The organism is Ancylobacter mangrovi (assembly GCF_024752335.1).
Classification (GTDB): domain Bacteria; phylum Pseudomonadota; class Alphaproteobacteria; order Rhizobiales; family Xanthobacteraceae; genus Ancylobacter; species Ancylobacter mangrovi.
In genome coordinates, this window is record NZ_JANTHY010000001.1 from 808,868 (window position 1) to 829,516 (window position 20,649).

At 68.3% G+C, this 20,649-nt stretch carries 19 protein-coding genes; 12 read left to right on the plus strand and 7 right to left on the minus strand.

The window, feature by feature from the left end:
• Window positions 1-79: 79 nt before the first annotated feature.
• The 5 genes from NVS83_RS03910 to NVS83_RS03930 all read right to left on the minus strand — a co-directional run bounded on the left by NVS83_RS03910 (window position 80) and on the right by NVS83_RS03930 (window position 4,915).
• Window positions 80-1,093, minus strand: a complete 1,014-nt coding sequence (locus tag NVS83_RS03910; protein ID WP_258738144.1) for a proline racemase family protein — start codon at window positions 1,091-1,093, stop codon at window positions 80-82.
• 19 nt (window positions 1,094-1,112) lie between these two features.
• Window positions 1,113-1,907: an ABC transporter permease gene (locus NVS83_RS03915; RefSeq protein ID WP_258738145.1), complete on the minus strand. Its 795-nt coding sequence runs from the start codon at window positions 1,905-1,907 to the stop codon at window positions 1,113-1,115.
• Window positions 1,904-2,743, minus strand: a complete 840-nt coding sequence (locus NVS83_RS03920) for an ABC transporter permease (RefSeq protein WP_258738146.1) — start codon at window positions 2,741-2,743, stop codon at window positions 1,904-1,906. The genes NVS83_RS03915 and NVS83_RS03920 overlap by 4 nt, the downstream gene beginning before the upstream one ends.
• Window positions 2,744-2,747: 4 nt before the next feature.
• The gene (locus NVS83_RS03925) at window positions 2,748-3,791 is read right to left on the minus strand and encodes an ABC transporter ATP-binding protein (RefSeq protein WP_258738147.1); all 1,044 of its coding nucleotides are present in this window, start codon (window positions 3,789-3,791) and stop codon (window positions 2,748-2,750) included.
• A gap of 83 nt (window positions 3,792-3,874) precedes the next feature.
• Window positions 3,875-4,915 (minus strand): ABC transporter substrate-binding protein, encoded by a 1,041-nt coding sequence (locus NVS83_RS03930; protein WP_258730710.1) that lies wholly within the window; start codon window positions 4,913-4,915, stop codon window positions 3,875-3,877.
• A gap of 87 nt (window positions 4,916-5,002) precedes the next feature.
• On the opposite strand from NVS83_RS03930, the gene NVS83_RS03935 reads away from it, so the two are divergent.
• Complete coding sequence (locus NVS83_RS03935; protein ID WP_258738148.1) at window positions 5,003-6,076, plus strand: GlxA family transcriptional regulator; 1,074 nt, start codon at window positions 5,003-5,005, stop codon at window positions 6,074-6,076.
• A gap of 10 nt (window positions 6,077-6,086) precedes the next feature.
• On the opposite strand, the gene NVS83_RS03940 is transcribed toward NVS83_RS03935, so the two are convergent.
• A complete protein-coding gene (locus tag NVS83_RS03940) occupies window positions 6,087-6,644 on the minus strand; it encodes a TetR/AcrR family transcriptional regulator (protein ID WP_258730708.1) in 558 nt (185 codons plus the stop codon).
• A 202-nt stretch (window positions 6,645-6,846) separates the two neighbouring features.
• Here NVS83_RS03940 and NVS83_RS03945 point away from each other — a divergent pair, with 202 nt between their 5' ends.
• From NVS83_RS03945 to NVS83_RS03955, 3 genes are read left to right on the plus strand one after another with little or no spacing between them, the layout of a single operon-like run.
• Entirely contained in the window at window positions 6,847-8,142 is a 1,296-nt protein-coding gene (locus tag NVS83_RS03945) for an efflux RND transporter periplasmic adaptor subunit (RefSeq protein WP_258738149.1), read from the plus strand.
• Window positions 8,143-8,149: 7 nt separating this feature from the next.
• A complete protein-coding gene (locus tag NVS83_RS03950; RefSeq protein WP_258738150.1) occupies window positions 8,150-11,326 on the plus strand; it encodes an efflux RND transporter permease subunit in 3,177 nt (1,058 codons plus the stop codon).
• Window positions 11,327-11,367: 41 nt separating this feature from the next.
• Window positions 11,368-12,942 (plus strand): efflux transporter outer membrane subunit, encoded by a 1,575-nt coding sequence (locus NVS83_RS03955; RefSeq protein WP_258738151.1) that lies wholly within the window; start codon window positions 11,368-11,370, stop codon window positions 12,940-12,942.
• 43 nt (window positions 12,943-12,985) lie between these two features.
• Here the strand turns inward: NVS83_RS03955 and NVS83_RS03960 are convergent, their stop codons facing one another.
• Window positions 12,986-13,780 (minus strand): GntR family transcriptional regulator, encoded by a 795-nt coding sequence (locus NVS83_RS03960; RefSeq protein WP_258738152.1) that lies wholly within the window; start codon window positions 13,778-13,780, stop codon window positions 12,986-12,988.
• A 68-nt stretch (window positions 13,781-13,848) separates the two neighbouring features.
• Here NVS83_RS03960 and NVS83_RS03965 point away from each other — a divergent pair, with 68 nt between their 5' ends.
• The 8 genes from NVS83_RS03965 (at window position 13,849) to NVS83_RS04000 (ending at window position 20,635) form a co-directional block, all read left to right on the plus strand.
• A complete protein-coding gene (locus NVS83_RS03965; RefSeq protein WP_258738153.1) occupies window positions 13,849-15,303 on the plus strand; it encodes a sulfatase family protein in 1,455 nt (484 codons plus the stop codon).
• 43 nt (window positions 15,304-15,346) lie between these two features.
• The gene (gene dctP, locus NVS83_RS03970) at window positions 15,347-16,345 is read left to right on the plus strand and encodes a TRAP transporter substrate-binding protein DctP (RefSeq protein WP_258730702.1); all 999 of its coding nucleotides are present in this window, start codon (window positions 15,347-15,349) and stop codon (window positions 16,343-16,345) included.
• A 33-nt stretch (window positions 16,346-16,378) separates the two neighbouring features.
• The gene (locus NVS83_RS03975) at window positions 16,379-16,864 is read left to right on the plus strand and encodes a TRAP transporter small permease subunit (RefSeq protein ID WP_258738154.1); all 486 of its coding nucleotides are present in this window, start codon (window positions 16,379-16,381) and stop codon (window positions 16,862-16,864) included.
• Complete coding sequence (locus NVS83_RS03980) at window positions 16,864-18,141, plus strand: TRAP transporter large permease (RefSeq protein WP_258730700.1); 1,278 nt, start codon at window positions 16,864-16,866, stop codon at window positions 18,139-18,141. The genes NVS83_RS03975 and NVS83_RS03980 overlap by 1 nt, the downstream gene beginning before the upstream one ends.
• Window positions 18,138-19,382, plus strand: coding sequence for an aconitase X (locus tag NVS83_RS03985; RefSeq protein WP_258738155.1), 1,245 nt, complete (start codon window positions 18,138-18,140; stop codon window positions 19,380-19,382). Before NVS83_RS03980 ends, NVS83_RS03985 begins: the two co-directional genes overlap by 4 nt.
• The gene (locus NVS83_RS03990; protein WP_258730698.1) at window positions 19,382-19,798 is read left to right on the plus strand and encodes an aconitase X swivel domain-containing protein; all 417 of its coding nucleotides are present in this window, start codon (window positions 19,382-19,384) and stop codon (window positions 19,796-19,798) included. The genes NVS83_RS03985 and NVS83_RS03990 overlap by 1 nt, the downstream gene beginning before the upstream one ends.
• A 142-nt stretch (window positions 19,799-19,940) precedes the next feature.
• Window positions 19,941-20,285: a YidH family protein gene (locus tag NVS83_RS03995; RefSeq protein WP_258730696.1), complete on the plus strand. Its 345-nt coding sequence runs from the start codon at window positions 19,941-19,943 to the stop codon at window positions 20,283-20,285.
• 23 nt (window positions 20,286-20,308) lie between these two features.
• Entirely contained in the window at window positions 20,309-20,635 is a 327-nt protein-coding gene (locus tag NVS83_RS04000) for a DUF202 domain-containing protein (protein ID WP_258738156.1), read from the plus strand.
• Window positions 20,636-20,649: the final 14 nt, after the last annotated feature.

The window sequence follows — 20,649 nt, forward strand, 5'->3', positions numbered from 1 at the left end:
GCGGAATACCTTTGGGGCGACCCCGCGCGACTCCGCGGCCGCTTCGAACGCGGCTGCGGGAGCTGGTGGCGGGCGATCCTCAGGCGACCAGGAAGCCGGTACCGACCGGGTCGTTGCGGTCGATCACCCAGCGCGCGGTGCCGAGCAGGCCGGCGGTGCCCTTCACCGTCGGGCGCACGGCGCGCACGTCGTTGAGCCGGGTCTCGCCGACGAGGCAGCCCTCGAAGGTGCCGGTGCCGAGCAGGCCCTCAGACCTGATCGGCTGGTTGAGGCCGATCACGCCGCGCGCCTCGAACATAGCCATCATCGCGCTGGTGCCGGTGCCGCCGGGCGAGCGGTCGAGCTGGCCGGCGCTGAACACGTGCACGTTCTTGTAGAGCGCGCCCTCGATGGTCGGCTCGTGCCAGAAGGTGACGAAGTTGAAGTTGTTGATGTGGCCGGCGGTCGGGTGCTGGATCTTCACCTTCTCGCGGATGGCCTCGCGCGCCATGATGCCGAGGCGCGACAGCTCCGAGCCGTTCTCCGGCCCGATCCGCAGCGAGGTGCCGCGCAGGTCGATGATGCCGAAATAGTTGCCGCCCCACACCACGTCCGCCTTGAGCGGTCCGACGCCCGGCAGGTCGAAGGCGACGTCCTGCGCCGCCACATAGGCGGGCACGTTCTCGAAGCGGGTCCACAGCACCTCGTCGCCCTCGCTGGCGACTTCCGCCTGCACGAGGCCGGCGGTGGTCTCGAAGCGGATGCGGGTGATGCCATCGTCGGAGCGCCGCACCATGCCGTGCGCCACCATGGCCATGGCGACGGCGATCGTGCCGTGGCCGCACATGTGGGAGTACTGCGTGCCGTCGATGTAGATCAGGCCGGCATCGTAGTCGGGCGAGGAGGGCGGGGTGAGGAACACGCCGAACATGTCGCGGTGGCCGCGCGGCTCGCGCATCAGCGAGGTGCGCACCCAGTCGTAGTTCGCTTCCAGGAAGGCGCGCTTCTCGAGGATCGACGACCCGGCCGGGTAGGGAATGCCGCTATGGATGATGCAGAGCGGTTCACCCTCGGTATGCGTGTAGATGACGTCGAAACTATCCTGCTTGCGCATCGTGAAGGCTCCGTTGGAATTACGACCGATGGCGCTCGGACAGCATGTCGAGGCCCATCAGCAGATCGAGGAGGATGATGACGAGTGCGGCGGCGACGATCGTGATCGCGGACACGGCCGCGATGGTCGGGTCGATCGTGTACTGCACGTAGTTGAACATCTTCACCGGGATGGTGTTGAGGGTGGCCGTCGTGTTGAAGATCGACAGCTCCACGTTGATCCAGGACGAGATGAAGGCGAGCAGCCCGCCCGAGACGATGCCGCCGCGGATCTGCGGCAGGACCACCAGGAAGAAGGTGGTCACCGGGTTGGCGCCGAGGTCCATCGAGGCTTCCTCGAGCGCGCGCTGCTCCGGGGTGAGCAGGGGCAGCACCGAGCGCAGCACGAAGGGCATGACGATGACGACGTGCCCGACCAGCAGCGCCTCGAAGGAACGCGCCATGCCGATCGCCGAGCCGAACTGCAGCAGCGCCGCGCCGAGCACGACATAGGGCAGCACCAGCGGCGACAGGAACAGCGAGGAGACCAGCGCCCGGCCGGCGAAGGCATAGCGGGCCAGCGCGAGGCTCGCCGGCACCGCGAGGACGACCGACACCGCGGTCGCCGCCAGGGCGAGCAGGGTCGAGGTGACGAAGGCGGACACGTAGGACGGGTCGTCGAGCAGCACGCCGAACCATTTGAGGGTCAGCCCCTCGGGCGGGAAGGCGAGGTAGCTCGTCTGCGTCAGCGAGGTGCCGGTGATGACCACCAGCGGCAGGACCAGATAGGCGAGCGCCGCCAGCGCCACGATGCGGATGAGGAGCCGCGCGATCATGCCGCCCTCCGTCCGGCATCGCCGATGCGGCCGGCGATGCCGACGAGCACCAGCGTCAGCACCAAAAGGGTGATGCTCAGCGCCGCGCCGTAGTGGAAGTCGAACACCGAGGAATATTGCTGGAAGATCAGCATGGAGAAGACGGTGATCTGCCCGCCCGACAGCAGCGCCGGCGTCACATAGGCGCTCACGGCCAGCGCGAACACGATGATGGCGCCGGACACCGCGCCCGGCAGGCAGAGCGGCAGGGTGACGAACCAGAAGGTGCGCGCCGGGCCAACGCCGAGATCGGCCGAGGCTTCCTCATAGGAGCTGTCGATCGTCGCCAGCGCGTTGCCGACCGCCAGCACCACGAAGGGCACGAGGATGTAGACGAGGCCGATCAGGATGCCGGTCTCGGTGCCGAGGAAGCGGATCGGGCGCTCGGTCAGGCCGAGCGTCATCAGCGCCTGGTTGACGAGGCCGGTCCGGCCCAGCAGCACCATCCAGCCGAAGGAGCGCACGATGTTGGAGGTGAAGAGCGGCACGATGACGAGGATCACGCAGATCCGCCGCCAGGTCCGCCAGCGCACGATCCGCACCAGGTACCAGGCGAGCGGGAAGCCCACGAGCATGCAGATCAGCGTCGTCATCAGCGCGATGCGGAACGTCACCCACAGCACGTCCCAGTGATACTCGTCGAGGAGGATGCGGGCGTAATGGGCGAAGGTGATCGTGTCGCCGTCCGTGGTCACGCTCGAGATCGCCACCACCGCCATCGGCGCCACGAAGAAGGCGGCGAAAAAGGCGAGCGGCGCGAAGAGCAGCAGCGCCAGGGCGGTTCGCGAGGCGGCCATGGCCCTAGCCCGCGATGAAATGGAGGCCGGCGGGGCGCAGCCCCACCGTGACCGTGGCGCCGGGCTCGAGATCGGCGCCGGACATGCCGAGCCGCGCCACCTTCAGCACGAGGTCGCCGCAGCGCACGAACACCGTGGTGACCGAGCCGATGGCCACCACATCCTCGACCACGCCGGTCGCGGTGGCGAGGTCCGGCGCGGCGGCGCCCTCGACGAGAACCACGTCCTCCGGCCGCACCATGGCGCAGCTCGTGCCCTCCGGCACAGCCAGCTCCAGCCCGGCGAAGGCGAGCCGGGCGCGGCCGGGGCCTGCGGGCGTCGCCGGAATGAGGTTGGGCTCGCCGACGAACTCGGCGACGAAGCGGGTCGCCGGCGCGCGGTAGATGTCGGCCGGCGCGCCGACCTGCTCGATGCGTCCGGCATGCATCACCACGATCCGGTCGGCCATCGCCATGGCCTCCTCCTGATCGTGGGTGACGAAGATGAAGGCGATGCCGAGCTTCTCCTGGATGTGCTTGAGCTCGATCTGCATGCGCCGGCGCAGCTTCAGGTCGAGCGCGGAGAGCGGCTCGTCGAGCAGCAGAAGCTTCGGCCGGTTGACGATGGCGCGGGCCAGCGCCACGCGCTGCTGCTGGCCGCCGGACAGCGCACGCGGCAGGCGCGCGCCCATCTCGCCGAGGCCCACCAGCGCCAGCGCCTCGCGCGCCCGCTCCTGCGCCTCGCGCCGCGAGGCACCCGCGCGACGCGGCCCGTAGGCGACGTTGTCGGCGACGCTCATATGCGGAAACAGTGCGTAGCTCTGGAACACCGTGTTGAGCGGGCGGCGATAGGGCGGGGCGGCGGTGATGTCCTCGCCCTCGATGCGGATACGCCCGCTCTCGGGGATCAGGAAGCCGGCGATGCAGCGCAGAAGCGTGGTCTTGCCGCAACCGCTCGGCCCGAGCAGGGCGACGAACTCGCCCGCGCTGACGCCGAGCTCCACATCCCGCAGCGCCTGATGGCCGGCGAAATGCTTGGAGACCGCTTCAAGGGAAAGGAGTGGCTGCACGTGTCGGTCCCGGATTCGGAGCCGGCCGGCCACCTGATGGCGACCGACCGGCGGGTTGGAGGGTCAGGCCTGCTGGCCGCGGCTCACTTGTGAGCGATTTCGCGGTTCCAGGTGTCGACCAGCTCTGCGCGCTTGGCGTTCACCTCGGTCCAGTTCAGCAGGTAGAGATTATCCACCGAGCCCTTCTCGCCCCAGGGCAGCTTGCGGGCGGTCTCGGCGGAGACCGTGACGCCCTTCACCGACGGGCCGAGGAAGAGCTTCTCGGCGAGGCACTTGGAGGCTTCCGGGGTGAGGGCGGTGTCGATGAACTTCTGCGCCATCTCCTTGTGCGGCGCGTTCTTCACCAGATGCAGGCGCGCATCGGTCGCCCACACGCCTTCCTTCGGGACGGTGAAGCCGATCGGCAGCCCCTTGGCCATCAGGTCGAAGGCGCCGACGTTGAAGTGCGCGCCGATCACCACCTCGCCGCTCTGGAAGGCGTTGGACGCCGCTCCCGAGGAATCGAAGAACAGCGCGGCCTTGAGCTCCTTGATCCTGGCGAAGACCGGGGCGAAGTCGCCGGCCGGGGCGTTCAGGATCTTGTGCAGGAAGAACAGGAACGGCACGCCGGAGGAGTTGGCCGGCGAGGGGATCGTCACCGCGTCGGCATATTCGGGCTTCCACAGGTCGTTCCAGGAGGCCGGCGGCTCCTTGATCTCCTTGGTGTTGTAGGTCAGGCCGAGCGAGTAGTAGCCGGTGCCGACGGCATAGATGCCGTTGTCGTTCTTGTAGATCGCCTGCGGCAGGGTGTTGGCGAGGTTCGGCACGCCGGCCTCGGTCAGCGGCTCCAGCACGCCATCCGCCTCGGCGAGCTCGCTGACGCCGCCATCCATCCAGGCGACGTCGAGGGTCGGCGCGTCCTTCTGCTGCTGCAGCTTGGCGAGGGTGACGGTGGAGGTGCCGACCTCCGGCACCACCGTGACGCCGGTCGCCTTGGTGAAGGGATCGGCTACGCAGGACTTGAAGGCGTCGCCCCAGTTGCCGCCGTACCAGGCGACGTGCAGCGCGTCCTGGGCCGAAGCCGGCGCGATCGTGGCGGCCAGCGCGAGCGCGGACGCGGTAACGAGACCATGCATGCGTGCCATGTTGTTTTCTCCCCTCCATGTACAGGCGACCGGATAATTGTCCCCTGAAGCAGCGGCGGCTTGCAGTATCAGGCCAGAAACTTTGATATGGGCGACATGCTGCAGCCCCCACCTTACCCGAGCGTCCCTGCCGAGAGGCCCGGCTTCCGGCCCGGTCCGGCGCGCGTCTCGCCGTTGCGCGTGGGCTTCGTGCTGCTCGACCAGTTCACGCTCGCCGCCTTTGGCGGGCTGATCGACGCGCTGCGCCTCGCCGCCGACCATGGCGGGCGGAGCCGGCAGATCCATGCCTCGTGGAAGGTGATGAGCCTCGACAGCACGCCGCGCCGGGCGAGCTGCGGGGTGGTGATCTCCGACAGTTCGCCGCTGCTCGATCCCGCGCAGTTCGACTATGTCGCGGTGTGCGGGGGCAACGACTATCTCAACGAGCGCCAGCCCGCCGCGCTGCTCGACTATCTGCGGCTCGCCGCCGCGCGCAAGGTGCGGCTCATCGGCGTGTGCACGGGCACCTTCGCCATCGCGCAGGCCGGCCTCGCGCAGAAGCGCACGGTCTGCGTGCACTGGAACGTGCTCGAGGCGTTTCATGCCCAGTTCCCCACGCTCGACGCGGTCACCGACAAGCTCTTCGTCGACGAGGGCGACCTTCTCTCCTGCGCCGGCTCCACCGCCGCGATCGACCTCGGCCTCTATCTGATCTCGCGCCATTGCGGGTCGGCCAAGGCCAACCAGGCGGTGCGCCACATGATGCTGCAGGGCATGCGTCCCTCCTCGCTGCCGCAGCCGCATTTCTTCGCGGACCTGTCGGGCGTGGCGGATTCGCGGGTGCATCAGGCGGTCCATTTCATGGAGCAGCGGCTGGACGATCCGCCTTCGATGGAAGCCGTCGCCCGCTATGTCGGCTGTTCCGCGCGCCAGCTCGAACGGGCCTTCAGCGCCGCCCTCGGCGCTTCGCCGGCCTCGTTCCAGCGCCAGCTCCGCAAGGACTATGCCTGCTGGATGCTGGAGAACAGCCCGCGCTCGATCACCGAGATCGCCTTCGACTGCGGCTTTTCCGACGCGGCGCACTTCTCGCGCGAGTTCCGCAACGCGTTCGGCCTTTCGCCGCGCCAGTACCGGGCGAGATGCGTCGTTTCGCGCGGCGCGCCCGCACCCTTGCCGGCCTGACGCGGCCGGGTCAGTGGCGCGGGGCGGCGCCGTTGACGAACAGCCGGATGCACTCGCTGACATAGGCCCGCCGCGCGGCGCTGCCGGGCCACTCCACCGGACCCGTGCGGGCCGGCATGGTCGCTCCGGCCACCAGGTCCATCAGCATGCGCGCGGCGCCGTGCGCGTCGGGTACCCGGAGGCGGCCGAGCTCGACCTCGCGGGCGATCCAGTCCTCCAGCAGGCCCAGCGCCACGTCCCGCCCGTGCAGGCGCACGATCTGGTCGAGCTCGGGGTTCTGCGCCGCCTCGATGAACAATAGCTTGAGGAAGGCGAACCGCTCGCGGTCGTGCTCGTCCTCCACCTCGTTCACGAAGATGCGCTCCAGCGCCTCGATCGGCGACAGGTCGTCATAGTCGCCGGGCAGGGCGATCAACTGCCGGCGATGGGTGTCGATGATGGCAGCGACCAGCGCCCCCTTGTTGGGGAACAGCCGGTAGAGCGTGCGCTTCGAGATGTGGCAGCGCGCCGCGACCGCATCGGTGGTGAGCTGCGCATAGCCCAGCTCGCGAAACATGGCGTAGGCCATGGCCACGATTCCGGCGCGGCGCTCCTCGTCCGGCGCCTGCTTCGGACGCCCGCGCCTGCGCGGCGAAGCGTCCCGGCTGTGAGCCAGTTCGTCCAGCATGATCTGCCCCCCGAGGCCTGCCTGCCTCTTGCGGACAATTGACAGAGCCCGCGATGGAAGAATATGGGTACTGATAGTATCAATATTTGGATCAAACGCGCAAATGTCCACCCCCAGGATGCGGCCGGCCCTCGCGGCGGCCGCCTGCCTCGCATTTCTTGTCCTTGGCGGGTGTGACGGCCGGGAGACTTCGGGCCAGCAGCAGGGCGGGGGGCAGCAGCGCCCGCAGGTCGGCGTCGTGACGGTGCATCCCCAGTCGGTCGCGATCACCGCCGAGCTGCCGGGCCGCACCACGGCCTCGCTGGTCGCCGAGGTGCGCCCGCAGGTCGCGGGCATCATCAAGGAGCGGCTCTTCCAGGAAGGCAGCGAGGTCAAGGCCGGAGATCCGCTCTACCAGATCGATCCGGCGAGCTATCAGGCCTCCTATGACAGCGCGGTCGCGAGCCTGCAGAAGGCGGAGGCGCTGGTTCCCAGCGCGCAGTCCAAGGTCGACCGCTACCAGAACCTGATCAAGCAGAACGCGGTCAGCAAGCAGGACTATGACGACGCCGTCGCCTCGCTCGCCCAGGCCAAGGCGGACGTCGCGGTCAACAAGGCCGCCGTCGACACCGCGCGCATCAATCTCGACTTCACCCGCATCACCGCACCCATCAGCGGGCGCATCGACAAATCCTCGCTCACGCCGGGAGCGCTGGTCACGGCGAGCCAGGACACGGCGCTGACCACCATCCGCACGCTCGATCCGATCAATGTGGACGTCACCCAGTCGAGCACCAACCTTCTGAACCTGCGCCAGGCGATCCGCGACGGGCGCATCAAGATCAGCGGCGACAACGTGCAGGTGCGCCTGAAGCTCGACAACGGCACGCTCTATCCCCATGCGGGGACGCTGGAATTCTCCTCCGCCAATGTCGACGAGACCACCGGCACCTATCTAGTCCGCGCCCGGTTTCCCAATCCCGACCGCCTGCTGCTGCCCGGCATGTATGTGCACGCCATCGTCGAGGAAGGCGTCGCGCCCAACAGCTTCCTGGTGCCGCAGCGCGGTGTGACCCGCAACACCAAGGGCGAGCCGGTCGCGCTCGTCGTCGACGCCGACGACAAGGTCGAGCAGCGCGTGCTCACCATCAGCCGCAATGTGGGCAACAGCTGGCTGGTGGAGAGCGGCGTCGCCGACGGCGACCGCGTCATCGTCGAGGGCAGCCAGTTCGCCAAGCCGGGGCTGCAGGTCACGCCGGTCAGCGTGGTGGTGGACGACACGACGGGCGAAGTCAGCGATCGAGGCCAGCGTTCGACGGCCGCGCCGGCGAAGAAGGACGAGGCGGCGAAGAAGGAGGCGGCAGGCGGGGGCGCCACGGCCGACGGGGCCGCCGGCACGTCGACCTCGGCCGAGAACTGAGGTCGCCATGTCCCGGTTCTTCATCGACCGCCCGGTCTTCGCCTGGGTCATCGCCATCCTGATCATGCTGGGCGGCCTTCTGGCGCTGCGCAGCCTGCCGATCGCTCAATACCCGCAGATCGCGCCGACCACGGTCAGCATCACCGCGTCCTATCCGGGTGCTGACGCCCAGACGGTCGAGAACTCGGTGACCAAGATCATCGAGCAGGGCATGACCGGCATCGACAATCTCGACTACATGTCGGCCACCTCGACCTCCACCGGCGAGGCCAGCCTCACGCTCACCTTCACCAGCGCCGCCGATCCCGACGTCGCGCAGATGCAGGTGCAGAACAAGCTGCAGCTCGTCACCTCGCAGCTTCCAACCATCGTCCAGACCAGCGGCATCGAGGTCAACAAGGCTTCCGACGGCTTCCTGATGGTGATCGGCTTCGTGTCGTCCGACGGCAAGATGTCCTCGGTCGATCTCGCCGATTACGTCAATTCCACGCTGAACGACACGCTCAAGCGGGTCGAGGGCGTCGGCTCGACCCGGCTGTTCGGCGCCGGCTACGCGATGCGCATCTGGCTCGACCCGGACAAGCTGGCCAAGTACCAGCTCATGCCCGGCGACGTCGCCACGGCGATCGAGGCGCAGAACACGCAGGTCTCCGCCGGCCAGCTCGGCGGGCTGCCGCAGCGCAGGGGCCAGGAGCTCAACGCCACCGTAACCGCGCGCAGCCGCCTGCAGACCGCCGAGCAGTTCCGCAACATCATCCTCAAGAGCACGACCGACGGCTCGCTGGTGCGGCTGAACGACGTCGCGACCGTGGAACTCGGCGCGGAGAGCTACACCACATCCTCGCACTACAACGGCAAGCCGGCAGCGGGCCTCGCCATCAACCTCGCGACCGGCGCCAATGCGATATCGACCGCCGAGGCGGTGAAGTCGACCATCCAGCGCCTCTCCGGCACGTTCCCGGAGGGGGTGGAGGTCGTCTATCCCTACGACACGACGCCCTTCGTGGTGCTCTCCATCGAGGAGGTGGTGCGCACCCTGTTCGAGGCGATCGCGCTGGTCTTCGTGGTGATGTTCGTGTTCCTGCAGAACATCCGCGCCACGCTGATCCCGACCATCGCGGTCCCCGTCGTGCTGCTCGGCACGTTCGGCGTGCTCGCCGCGCTCGGCTACTCGATCAACACCCTCACCATGTTCGCCATGGTGCTCGCCATCGGCCTGCTGGTCGATGACGCCATCGTCGTGGTCGAGAACGTCGAGCGCGTGATGGAGGAGGAGGGCCTCCCGCCGAAGGAGGCGACGCGCAAGTCGATGGACGAGATCACCGGCGCGCTGGTCGGCATCGCCACCGTGCTGTCGGCGGTGTTCGTGCCGATGGCGTTCTTCGGCGGCTCGGTCGGGGTGATCTACCGCCAGTTCTCGGTGACCATCGTCACCGCCATGGTGCTGTCGGTGCTGGTGGCGCTGATCCTCACCCCGGCGCTCTGTGCCTCGATCCTTCGCGCGCCCAGGCACGGCAGCGAGAAGCGCGGCATCTTCGGCGCCTTCAACCGCGGCTTCGAACGCGGAACCGGCGCCTATCGCCGCGGGACGGCGGGGATCCTCGCCCGTTCGGGGCGCTTCCTCGTCGTCTTCCTCGCCATCACGATCGCCATGGGGTGGATGTTCAGCAAGCTTCCCTCGTCCTTCCTGCCGCAGGAGGACCAGGGCATCCTGCTCACCAGCGTGCAACTCCCCGTCGGCGCCACCGCCGACCGCACCCAGAAGGTGCTCGACCAAGTCACGCGACATTATCTGGAGGACGAGAAGGACGCGGTCGAGGGCATCATGACCGTCGCCGGCTTCGGCTTCGGCGGGCAGGGACAGAATGTCGGCATCGCCTTCGCACGCCTGCGCCCCTTCGACGAGCGCAAGTCCGCCAATCTCTCGGCCACCGCCGTGGCCGGCCGGGCGATGGCCGCCTTCTCCAGGATCCGCGACGCCCAGGTGTTCGCCCTCGCGCCGCCCGCCATCCAGGGCATGGGCAACACCAACGGCTTCAGCTTCTACCTTCAGGACATCAACGGCGCCGGCCACGAGAAGCTGATCGCCACGCGCGACGCACTGCTCGCCAAGGCGGCATCCGATTCGCGCCTCGCCAATACCCGCCCGAACGGGCAGGAGGACGAGCCGCAATTCGTCATCGACATCGACCAGGAGAAGGCGAGCGCGCTCGGCGTGTCGCTCTCCGACATCAACGACACGCTGTCGATCGCCTGGGGCAGCGAATACGTCAACGACTTCATCGACCGCGGGCGGGTGAAGAAGGTCTACCTCCAGTCCGCCGCCGATTTCCGCATGCAGCCGGCCGACCTCGGCAAGTGGCATGTGCGCAACTCGGCCGGCGACATGGTGCCGTTCTCCTCCTTTGCCTCGAGCCGCTGGACCTACGGCTCGCCGCGGCTGGAGCGGTTCAACGGCTCCTCGGCGGTGGAGATCCAGGGGCAGGCGGCGCAGGGCGTGAGCTCGGGCGACGCGATGGACGCGATCGACGAGATCGTCGCCGCGCTACCGGCCGGCTACGGCCATGAATGGACTGGCCTGTCGAACCAGGAGCGGCTGTCGTCCAACCAAGCGACAGCGCTCTACGCGATCTCGGTGCTGGTCGTGTTCCTGTGCCTCGCGGCGCTGTATGAGAGCTGGTCGATCCCGTTCGCGGTGATGCTCTCGGTACCGATCGGCATCTTCGGGGCGCTGCTCGCCGCCCATCTCTTCGGCCAGACCAACGACGTCTACTTCAAGGTCGGCCTGCTCACCACGATCGGCCTGGCGGCGAAGAACGCGATCCTGATCGTCGAGTTCGCCATCGAGCGCCAAGCCCATGGCCTCGGGCTGGTCGAGGCCACGCTCGACGCCGCGCGCCAGCGCCTGCGCCCGATCCTGATGACCTCCTTCGCCTTCATTCTCGGCGTGACGCCGCTCGCCATCGCCAGCGGGGCGGGCTCGGGGGCGCAGAACGCCATCGGCATCGGCGTGATGGGCGGCATGATCGCGGCGACGGTGCTCGGCATCTTCTTCGTGCCGCTGCTGTTCGTCGCCGTCAGCCGCGTGTTCCGCAAGAAGGCCGACCGGACCGGGCCCGAAGGGCAGGGCCTTGTTCCCCCGCATCCCCCCGCGACCGACGCAACGCCGGAGCCGCCCCGTTGAACCGATCCGCCCTCATTCCATCCCACTGCACAGGTGCGCTCATGGGGATTCCGCCTCGCCCGCCCGCCCAGGACGGGTGGCGCCTTCCGGCGCCCCGCCTCGTCGCGCTTCTGTTCCTCGCCAGCCTGCTCGGCGGCTGCGCCGTGGGGCCGGACTACCAGGCGCCGTCCTTGCAGTTCCCGGCGAAATGGGGATCTGCCCATCCCACGGTCAGCGCCAACGGGACCGAGCCGGACAATCTTCCCCCCGATCTCGCGCGCTGGTGGGAGCGGCTGAACGACAAGACGCTCGACGGCCTCATCGAGCGGGCCGTGGCCGGCAATCTCGACGTGGCGACCGCCAAGGCGCGGGTGCGCGAGGCGCGGGCGACGCGCCGGCAGGCTCTCGCGGCGCTGGCGCCGGTGGTGACCGGGGACGGCTCCTATACGCGCGCCGACAATGGCAGCAACGTTTCGGCGCAGAGCGGCGACATCACCGTCTCCGGTCCGTTCGATTCCTTCGATCTCGGGCTCGACGCGAGCTGGGAGCTGGACCTGTTCGGCGCCAACCGCCGCAGCGCCGAGGCGGCGACCTACGGCCTCGACGCGGCCGAGGAGAACCTGCGCAACACGCTGCTGGTGCTGATCGGCGACGTCGCGACCTATTATGTCGAGGCGCGCGGCTATCAGGCGCGGATCGCGCTGGCCCAGCGCACCGCCGCCTCCCAGCGCGAGACCGCGGCGCTGACGCGTACCAAGCTGGAGGCAGGCACGGCGACGGCGCTGGACGTCGCCAACGCCGAGGGCCAGGCCGCGAGCACCGAGGCCGATATCCCCGGGTTGCAATCGTCCTATCAGCAGACCCTGCACCAGCTCGCCATCCTGCTCGGCCAGCCGCCGTCCTCGCTGAACGACCTGATGAAGCGCAGCCGGCCGATCCCGAAGCCGCGCCTGCCGATCCCGAAGAGCGTGCCGGCGAACGTGCTGCTCGCGCGGCCAGACGTGCGGCTCGCCGAGCGCCAGCTCGCGCAGTACACGGCCAAGGTCGGCCAGGCCGAGGCGGCGCGCTATCCCGATGTGAGCCTCGTCGGCGACGTCTCGACCTCGGCGACCAATGTCGGCGATCTCGGCAAGAACTCCACCATCAGCTGGAGCTTCGGCCCAAGCCTCAGCGTCCCGATCTTCAATGCCGGCCAACTCAAGGCCGCGGTGGAATACGCACAGGCCGAGCGCGACGAATATTTCATCGCCTATCGCTCCGCGGTGCTGACGGCATTGCAGGACGTGGAGAACGCCAGCGTCGCCCTGCAGCATGAGCGCCGCAAGAGCCGCAGCCTCGCGACCTCGGCGACCTCCTACCGCAAGGCCGCCTCGCTCGCGCGCGCCCTCTACCAGTCGGGCTCCAGCAGCTTCCTCGACGTGCTCGACGCCGAGCGCTCGCTTTACTCGGCGGAGGATTCCTATCTCCAGAGCGAGGTCGCGATCACGACCGACTACGTGTCGCTCAACAAGGCGCTGGGCGGGGGATGGACCGGCTATGTCGACACCCGCACGCCGGAGGTGACCGACGAGATGGCGCCGCATTTCGTGCGGGCCGACTGGGCGAAGGAGTTCGTCCAGTCCGACGGCGCCCCCTGATCCCGGCGGCGGATGGCGCCTTCAGCGGGGCGCGGGCGCTAGCTCAGCCCTCGTGCGGCGGGTTCTCGCCGCCGAAGCCGAAATGCTGGTCGAGCTCGTCGCTGACCAGCAGCTCCCGGCCGTTGGGCGGGATCCGGAACTCCTGATAGTAGAGCGGCGCGCCGTGGCTCCATGTCAGCGCCGTGAGGATGAGGCTCGCCGGCTCGCGCTCCCTGACGGCGTAGCGCAGCTTGTGGACGACGCGGGTCACCGGCAGGTGGCACTTGCTGGCGATGAGATGCTTCAGGTTCTCGCCGTCGAGCTGCGCCATATGGCCGAGCCTTAGCGCCGACAGCCGGTTGGCGTCGCCCCAGAAGCGGCTGTCCACCGAGAACTCGCCGGCCACGTCGAAATTGCGCTCGATATAGAGATAGCCGCCCGCCGCCGGGCCGAGATGCTTGGTCCACGGGCCGACCTCGTTCGTCACCAGCCGGCGCCGCGTGGTGGGCGACACCGGCAGCACGGTCTTGCCGTCGTCGCTCAGGAAACGGCAGTGCCAGGGCTGGCGGATCTGCGTGCGCTCGGTGACGAAGCTGCCGACCTTCGGGGCGCGGGTGAGGTAGCCTTCCTCCACCAGGCTGCGCAGCGAGCGCTGCACCGTGCCGAGGCTCAGCCCGCTCAGCGTGGCGAGCTCGCGCTCGGTCGGCAGGCGGGCGCCGGCGGGCAGGCTGCCGCCCAGGATCATGGTGCGCAGGCACTCGGTGAACACAGCATATTTGGCCCTTCCCGAGACGTCGCGGTGAGCGAGGTCGCGGATCGCTTCGAGCGGAAGGCTATGTTCGGCGGTGGAAACAGGCATTGTCACGGCGTCCGCATTGCTATATAGCATTGTAGCATTATAAATAGAATAATGAGGAGCGAACGCCAATGCCCGCCGCCTCGAACGTCCTCATCATTATGTCGGACGAGCACAATAAGGCGATCGCCGGGTGCTATGGTAACCGGGTTGTCGCGACGCCGAACATCGACGCGCTCGCGGCCCGGGGAACGCTCTTCGAGGCCGCCTATACCAACTGCCCGGTCTGCGTGCCGGCGCGCGCTTCCTTCGCCTGCGGGCGCTACGTCCACGACATCGGGCACTGGGACAACGCCGATCCCTATGACGGCACGCGGCCGAGCTGGCATCACATTCTTCGCGCCGGCGGCCATGAGGTGAGCTCGATCGGCAAGCTGCATTTCCGCAGCGCCGCCGACGATTACGGTTTCACGCAGAGCCTCATTCCCATGCATGTGGTCGAAGAGAAGGGCGACCTTCTCGGCCTGGTGCGCGACGAGCTGCCCAAGCGCAAGGGCTCGTGGAAGATGGCCCGGCTCGCGGGGCCGGGGGAGTCGAGCTACACCTTCTACGACCGCGACATCGCCGCCCGCGCCCAGACCTGGCTGCGCGAGGCGGCGGCCCGCCCTCACGAGAAGCCCTGGGTGCTGTTCGTCTCTTTCGTGGCGCCGCATTTCCCGCTCACCGCGCCGCCCGAGCACTATTACCGCTACTACGACGATCCCAACCTCGAATGGCCCAAGCTCTACGAGGAAGAGGCCCGTCCGGCCCATCCCTATCTGCGCGAATATGCCGAATGCTTCGCCTATGACGAGCATTTCGCCTCGCGCGACGACGTCCGCCGCGCGCTCGCCGGCTATTACGGGCTGGTCGGCTTTCTCGACGAGAACATCGGCAAGCTGCTGAAAATGCTCGAGGCGACCGGCCTGTCGGAGACCACCCGCGTCGTCTACGTGTCCGACCATGGCGACAATCTCGGCGCGCGCGGCCTCTGGGGCAAGTCGACCATGTATGAGGAGGCGGTCTCGGTGCCGCTGATCGCGGCGGGGCCTGGCCTCGGTGCCGGGGAGGGGGTGAAGGCGCCGGTGTCTCTCGTCGACCTCTCGGCGAGTATCCTGTCGTGGGCCGGCGAGGACCGGCCGGCCGACTGGCCGGGCGAGGATCTCGCGCAGGTGGCGCGGGAGCGGTCCGAGGGGCGGGTCGCCTTCGCCGAGTATCACGGCATGGGCTCGAAGGCCGGCTTCTACATGCTGCGCGACGGCCGGTACAAATATGTCCACTACGTCGATCATCCCGCGCAGCTGTTCGACCTCGAGGCCGACCCTCAGGAACTGAACGACCTTGCGGGCGACCCCGCCCATTCGCACGTGCTCGGGCGGCTGCGCGCCGAGCTCTACGCCATCTGCGATCCCGACGATACCGACCTGCGCGCCAAGGCGCGCCAGGGCGAACAACTCCGCCTCGCCGGCGGACGCGAGGCCGTCATCGCACGGGGAGATCTCGGCTTTTCGCCACCGCCAGGGTTCTCGCCAGACTTCAACCTGTGAGGCCCCCACGAAGAGGGGCATTTCAGATCCGGGAGGAAAATCAATGAAATCGACCGTCAAGCTCGCCGTCGCACTCGCGGCGACGCTCTTCGTCACGCCTGCGCTCGCGCAGGACAAGATCACGCTCAGCCTCGCCACCTGGGGCGCGTCCTCGCATCCGCAGGTGAAGACCTACGCCAAGGTATTCATGGACGAGGTCGTGAAGCGCACCAACGGCAAGGTCGAATGGAAGTACTTTCCGGACGACACGATGGTGAAGCAGGCCTTCGTGCCGAGCGCCATTCCCGGCGGCCAGGTGGACATCTCGCTCACCACGCTCGACAACTGGGTCGGCCGCGTCCCGCAGGTCGCCATCACGGCGAGCCCGCTCTGGACGCTGACCATGGACCAGGCGCAGGCCGAGCTGCAGCCCGGCAAGCCGCTGTTCCAGCATTTCGAGCAGCTGCTCGCCAAGCAGAACACCAAGCTGCTGTCGCTGTTCGACATCGGCGCGCCGGCGCTGTTCTCCAAGTTCGACGCCCGCGATCCCGCTTCCCTCAAGGGCCACACGCTGCGCGCCTATTCGAAGGGTGCCTCGCAGAGCCTGCAGGCGCTCGGCGCCGCGCCCGTGACCATGGGCGTCGCCGACGTCTATTCCGCGCTCCAGCGCGGCGCGATCGACGGCGCGCTCGGCGGCCTGCAGGGCGCTTATGGCCTCAAGCACTACGAGGTCACGCAATACGCGCTCGGCACCGGCGGCGTGCTCGGCGCGCTGATCAACGGCTATGTGATGAACCGCCGCTCCTTCGAGCGCCTGCCGGACGACGTCAAGAAGGCGGTGCTGGAATCCACCCAGGTCGCGCTCGACGTCACCAACAAGGAGCTCGCCGAGAGCTACCAGCGCTATCTCGACGATACCCGCAAGCACGGCCTCGAGGTTTCCGAGCTGAAGCCCGGCACGCCGGAGCGGGCCGCCTGGGAGGCGGCGCTCAAGGACTATCGCGAGAAGATCAAGGGCGAGTTCCCGGCGGACACGGTGTCTCTCGTCACCTCCGTTCACTGATCCCGGCAAATCCGAAGAGGTGGAGCTGGACCGATGATCAGCCGACTACTCGATATCGTTGCGCGCGTCTTGACGACGGCGAGCGCCACGATCGTCGCCATCCTCGCAGTGCCGGTCGCCTATGACGCGATCAGCCGGTCGCTGCGCCATCCGAGCGTGTGGGTCTTCGACGTCTCGCTCTACCTGATGATCGCCGCGGCGTTCCTGGGCAATGCCTATGCGCTTCGCTGCGGCTCCCATTTCCGCATGATGATGTTCGTCGACATGGCGGGGCCGAAGGTGCGGCACTGGGCGGACCGTTTCGCCTTCCTCGTCACGTTCCTGTTCGCGCTTGCGATGGCGTGGCTGTCGGCGGGCTACGTCGCCGAGAACTACGAGATGGGCTTTACCTCCGGCACGCTGTTCGACGCGCCGCTGTGGATCGCCCAGCTCGCCATGCCGCTCGGCGGGCTGTCGCTGGCGGTGGAGGCACTGCGCCGCCTCCTCCTCGACGACTATCCCGACGTGCTCGAGGGCTGATGATGACAAGCGGAATCGCCATCACACTCCTCTTCCTGCTGCTCATGGTCGCCAGCCTGCCGGTCTTCGTGGCCATGGCCGTGGCGGGCTTCCTCGGCTTCGTGCTGTCCAAGGGTCTCGACGGGGCGCTCTACGGCTTCACCGAGACGGTCTGGCAGGCCACCCACGTCTACGAGCTCATCGCCATCCCCCTGTTCATCCTGACCGGGACGGTGATGCAGCAGAGCGGCGCGGGCCGCGACCTCTTCGCGGTGGTCAACGCCTTCGCCGGCCGGCTGCGCAACGCCACCGGCATCGCCACCATCATGGCCTGCGGCATCTTCGCCGCCATCTGCGGCTCCTCCATCGCCACCGCGGCCACGGTCGGCCTCGTCGCCGTGCCGGCGCTGCGCGAGCAGGGCTATGGCGAGGCGAGGGCGGGCGGCTTCGTCGCCGCGGGCGGCACGCTCGGCATCCTGATCCCGCCCTCCATTCCCCTCATCCTCTACGGCATCATCACCGACACCTCGATCGGCCAGCTCTTCATTGCCGGCATCGTGCCGGGAATCCTGATGATGGCGGCCTTCACCGGCTATGCGCTGTGGTCGCGGCCGGAGGTGGTCGCCGCCGCGGGCGACGGCAGCGAACGCTGGCCGCTGCTGCGGGGCAGCATCGGCGTGCTGCTGCTGCCGCCGGTCATCATCGGCGCCATCTATCTCGGCCTGTTCACGCCGACCGAGGTGGGCGCGCTGGCGGTGGTCTATGTCGTCGGGCTCGGCCTGCTGCAGCGGCGCCTCGACGTCGGAAAGCTGGTGGCCGCGGTGCTGGCCGCGACCCGCACCACGGTCATGCTGATGATGCTGATCGTGTTCGGGCAGTACTTCGCCCACTACCTGACCTACGAGCAGGTGCCGCAGATCATCGCCCAGAGCATCACCCAGGTTCCGGGCGGCTCGCTGGTGACGATCACGCTGATCGTCCTCGTCTACCTGCTGCTCGGCATGTTCCTCGAATCCGCAGCCATGCTGCTGATCTCGGTGCCGATCTTCTTTCCGGTCGCGGCGACGATCGGCATGGACCCGCTGACCTTCGGCATCTTCGCCATCATGGCGATGGAGATCGCGCAGATCTCGCCGCCGGTCGGCATCAACCTCTTCACCATCCACGGCATCAGCCGGATTCCGCTGGAAAGGCTCGCGCGCGGGGTGCTGCCCTTCATCGGCATCCAGATCGCCTTCCTCTACCTGATTTTCTTTTTGCCCCAGATAATCCTCTGGCTTCCAGGACAGATGAAATGAAGCTCAACGAAGAAGAACGCGCCCTGCTTGCAGGCGAGGGCGGCCGTGCCCGCCAGTGGGCGATCCGCCACCAGATCGAAGTCGGCAAGTTTTTCGATGCCGAGGACATGGTCCCGGTCGACCAGGCCCACGTCATGGCCGATCCGGAGAGCCTGGGCGAGGCCGGGGTGCGCTGGCTCTCCGACATCGCTGCGATGCCGGAAGCCGAGCGGCGCGTGCGCATTCCCACGATCACCGACCCGCGCGGCGTCGACTTCGCGGCCTATAAGCGGCTGCACCAGACCGACGACATGGCGAGCCTCGAGGAGCGCGCGATCCGCGCCTTCGAAGCCATGGGCGTGCTGATGACCAATACGTGCATCAACTACCAGACCATCCTGCCGCCGGTGCGGGGCGAGCACGTGGCGTTTGGCGACACCGGCGTGGTCATCTATTCCAACGCCGTGTTCGGCGCCCGCTCGAACTTCGAGGGCGGCCCGTCCGCCATCGCCGCCGGGCTGACCGGGCGCACCCCGCGCTACGGCTATCATCTCGACAGGAACCGGCTCGGTACCAAGCTGTTCGAGCTGCGCCACCAGCCGAAGGACTTCAGCGAATGGGGCGCGCTCGGCGCGGTGGTCGGCAAGCGCTCGGGCAGCTACTGGTCGGTGCCGGTGATCACCGGCATCGAGAACGCCCCGTCCTCGGACGACCTGAAGCACTTCGGCGCGGCGCTGGCGAGCTTCGGCTCGGTGGCCATGTTCCACATGCCCGGCGTCACCCCCGACGCGCCGACGCTGGCCGACGCGTTCGACGGCCCGCCGCCGCCTGCCTCGACGATCACGTCGGAGGATATCGCCAGCGTCTATGAGGGCTATGCCGCGCGCGGCGACAAGGTCGACGTGGTGGTCTTCTCGGCGCCGCAGCTTTCGCTGATCGAGCTCGAGAAGGTGGCGAACCTGCTGGACGGCCGGCAGGTCCATGCCGGCACCACGCTGATTGCCGCCACCTCGCCCGAGATCAAGTTCGCCGCCGACCGGATGGGCCTCACCCGCCGGATCGAGGGGGCGGGAGGCATCGTCCTCTCGGGCGTGTGCTTCTACCAGAGCTATGCGCGCGAGATGGCCGAGGCCAACGGCTGGAGCCGCCTCATGTCGAACTCCGCCAAGCTCGTGAACATCATCGGCGGCTACGGCTACAAGCCGACGCTCGCCACCATGGAGCGCTGCGTCGACAGCGCCGTCGCCGGAAAGGTGCTGTGATGGCCCAGACACTCCTCTGCCACCCCGGCATCGGGCCGGATGTCGAGGGCATCGCCCTCGTCGCTTCCGACGATTTCAGCGCGCGCTACGATCTCGACCGCATCAAGGGCGTGTTCTCGCGCCCGGCGCACAAGCTCTTCGGCCAGGACTACCGCGAGCGGATCCTGGTGCTGAACAACGTGAAGGGCGGCGTGGCCTCGGCCTGGATGCTGAACGAGATGGCCTCGCGCGACGTCAAGCCGGCCGCGTTCGTGTTCAACCGCGTCAATCCGATCCTCGCGCAGGGGGCCGCGCTCGCCGCGCTGTCGCTGGTCGACCGCTTCGAGGACGGCGACGTCACGCAACTGATCCGGAACGGCGAGCGGATCCGGGTTCGGCCGAGCGAAGGGCAGGTCATCCTGCTCGACCGCCCCTAGCGGCGCGCTGCCGACCGGCGGATGTGAGCCGGCGAGGGGCGGATCGACGCGCCTCGCCGGCGCGGCTCGCGGGCGCGAGGAGCACGCGGAGTGTCCGGGCGGTCCCTCAAAGCCGGCCGGACGAACGAACAGGTGAACGCGAATGAAATGGTGGCAGACGGGCACCCGGCCCGACTACCGGTTTTCCCTTGCCAATGAGCGGACCTTCCTCGCCTGGATACGCACGGCGCTCGCCCTCATCGCCGGCGCGGTCGGCGTCGACCAGTTCGCCTCGCATCTCGGCTCGCCGCTGACGCGGCTGTCACTGGCGCTGGTGCTGTTCTGCGTCGGCGGGGCGCTCGGCGCGGTGGCCTATGCGCGCTGGGCCCGCGCCGAGAACGCGATGCGGCATGAGGCCGATCTGCCGCGCAGCCTGCTGCTGCCCATCCTCGCCACGATCACGGCGCTGCTGGCGATCGCGCTGGCGTGGCTCGTGATCACGAGCTGACGTTTATGGCGGGAGACGGAGACGTGAAGGATCGCGGCCTCCAGCCCGAGCGCACCGCGCTCTCCTGGTCACGGACCGGCTTCCTCGCCCTGCTGGTGACGGCCCTGCTGGGTCGCGCCGGCACCTCGGCGGCGGACGCGATCGAGCTGGCCCTGACCCTCATCCTCGCGCCGATGGCGGGACTGTTCCTCTATCGCGGCTTCAGCATACCGCTCGCCGGACACGAAGAGCGCGACGATGTCGCCGGGCGGCGGCGGACCATGCTGTTCGTCGGCCTCGGCATCACGGCGATCGCCGGCCTTCAGGCCCTGGAGTGCTGCCTGCGCATCGCGGCGATGATCGGTGGGTAGCGTCGGCCGTGTTG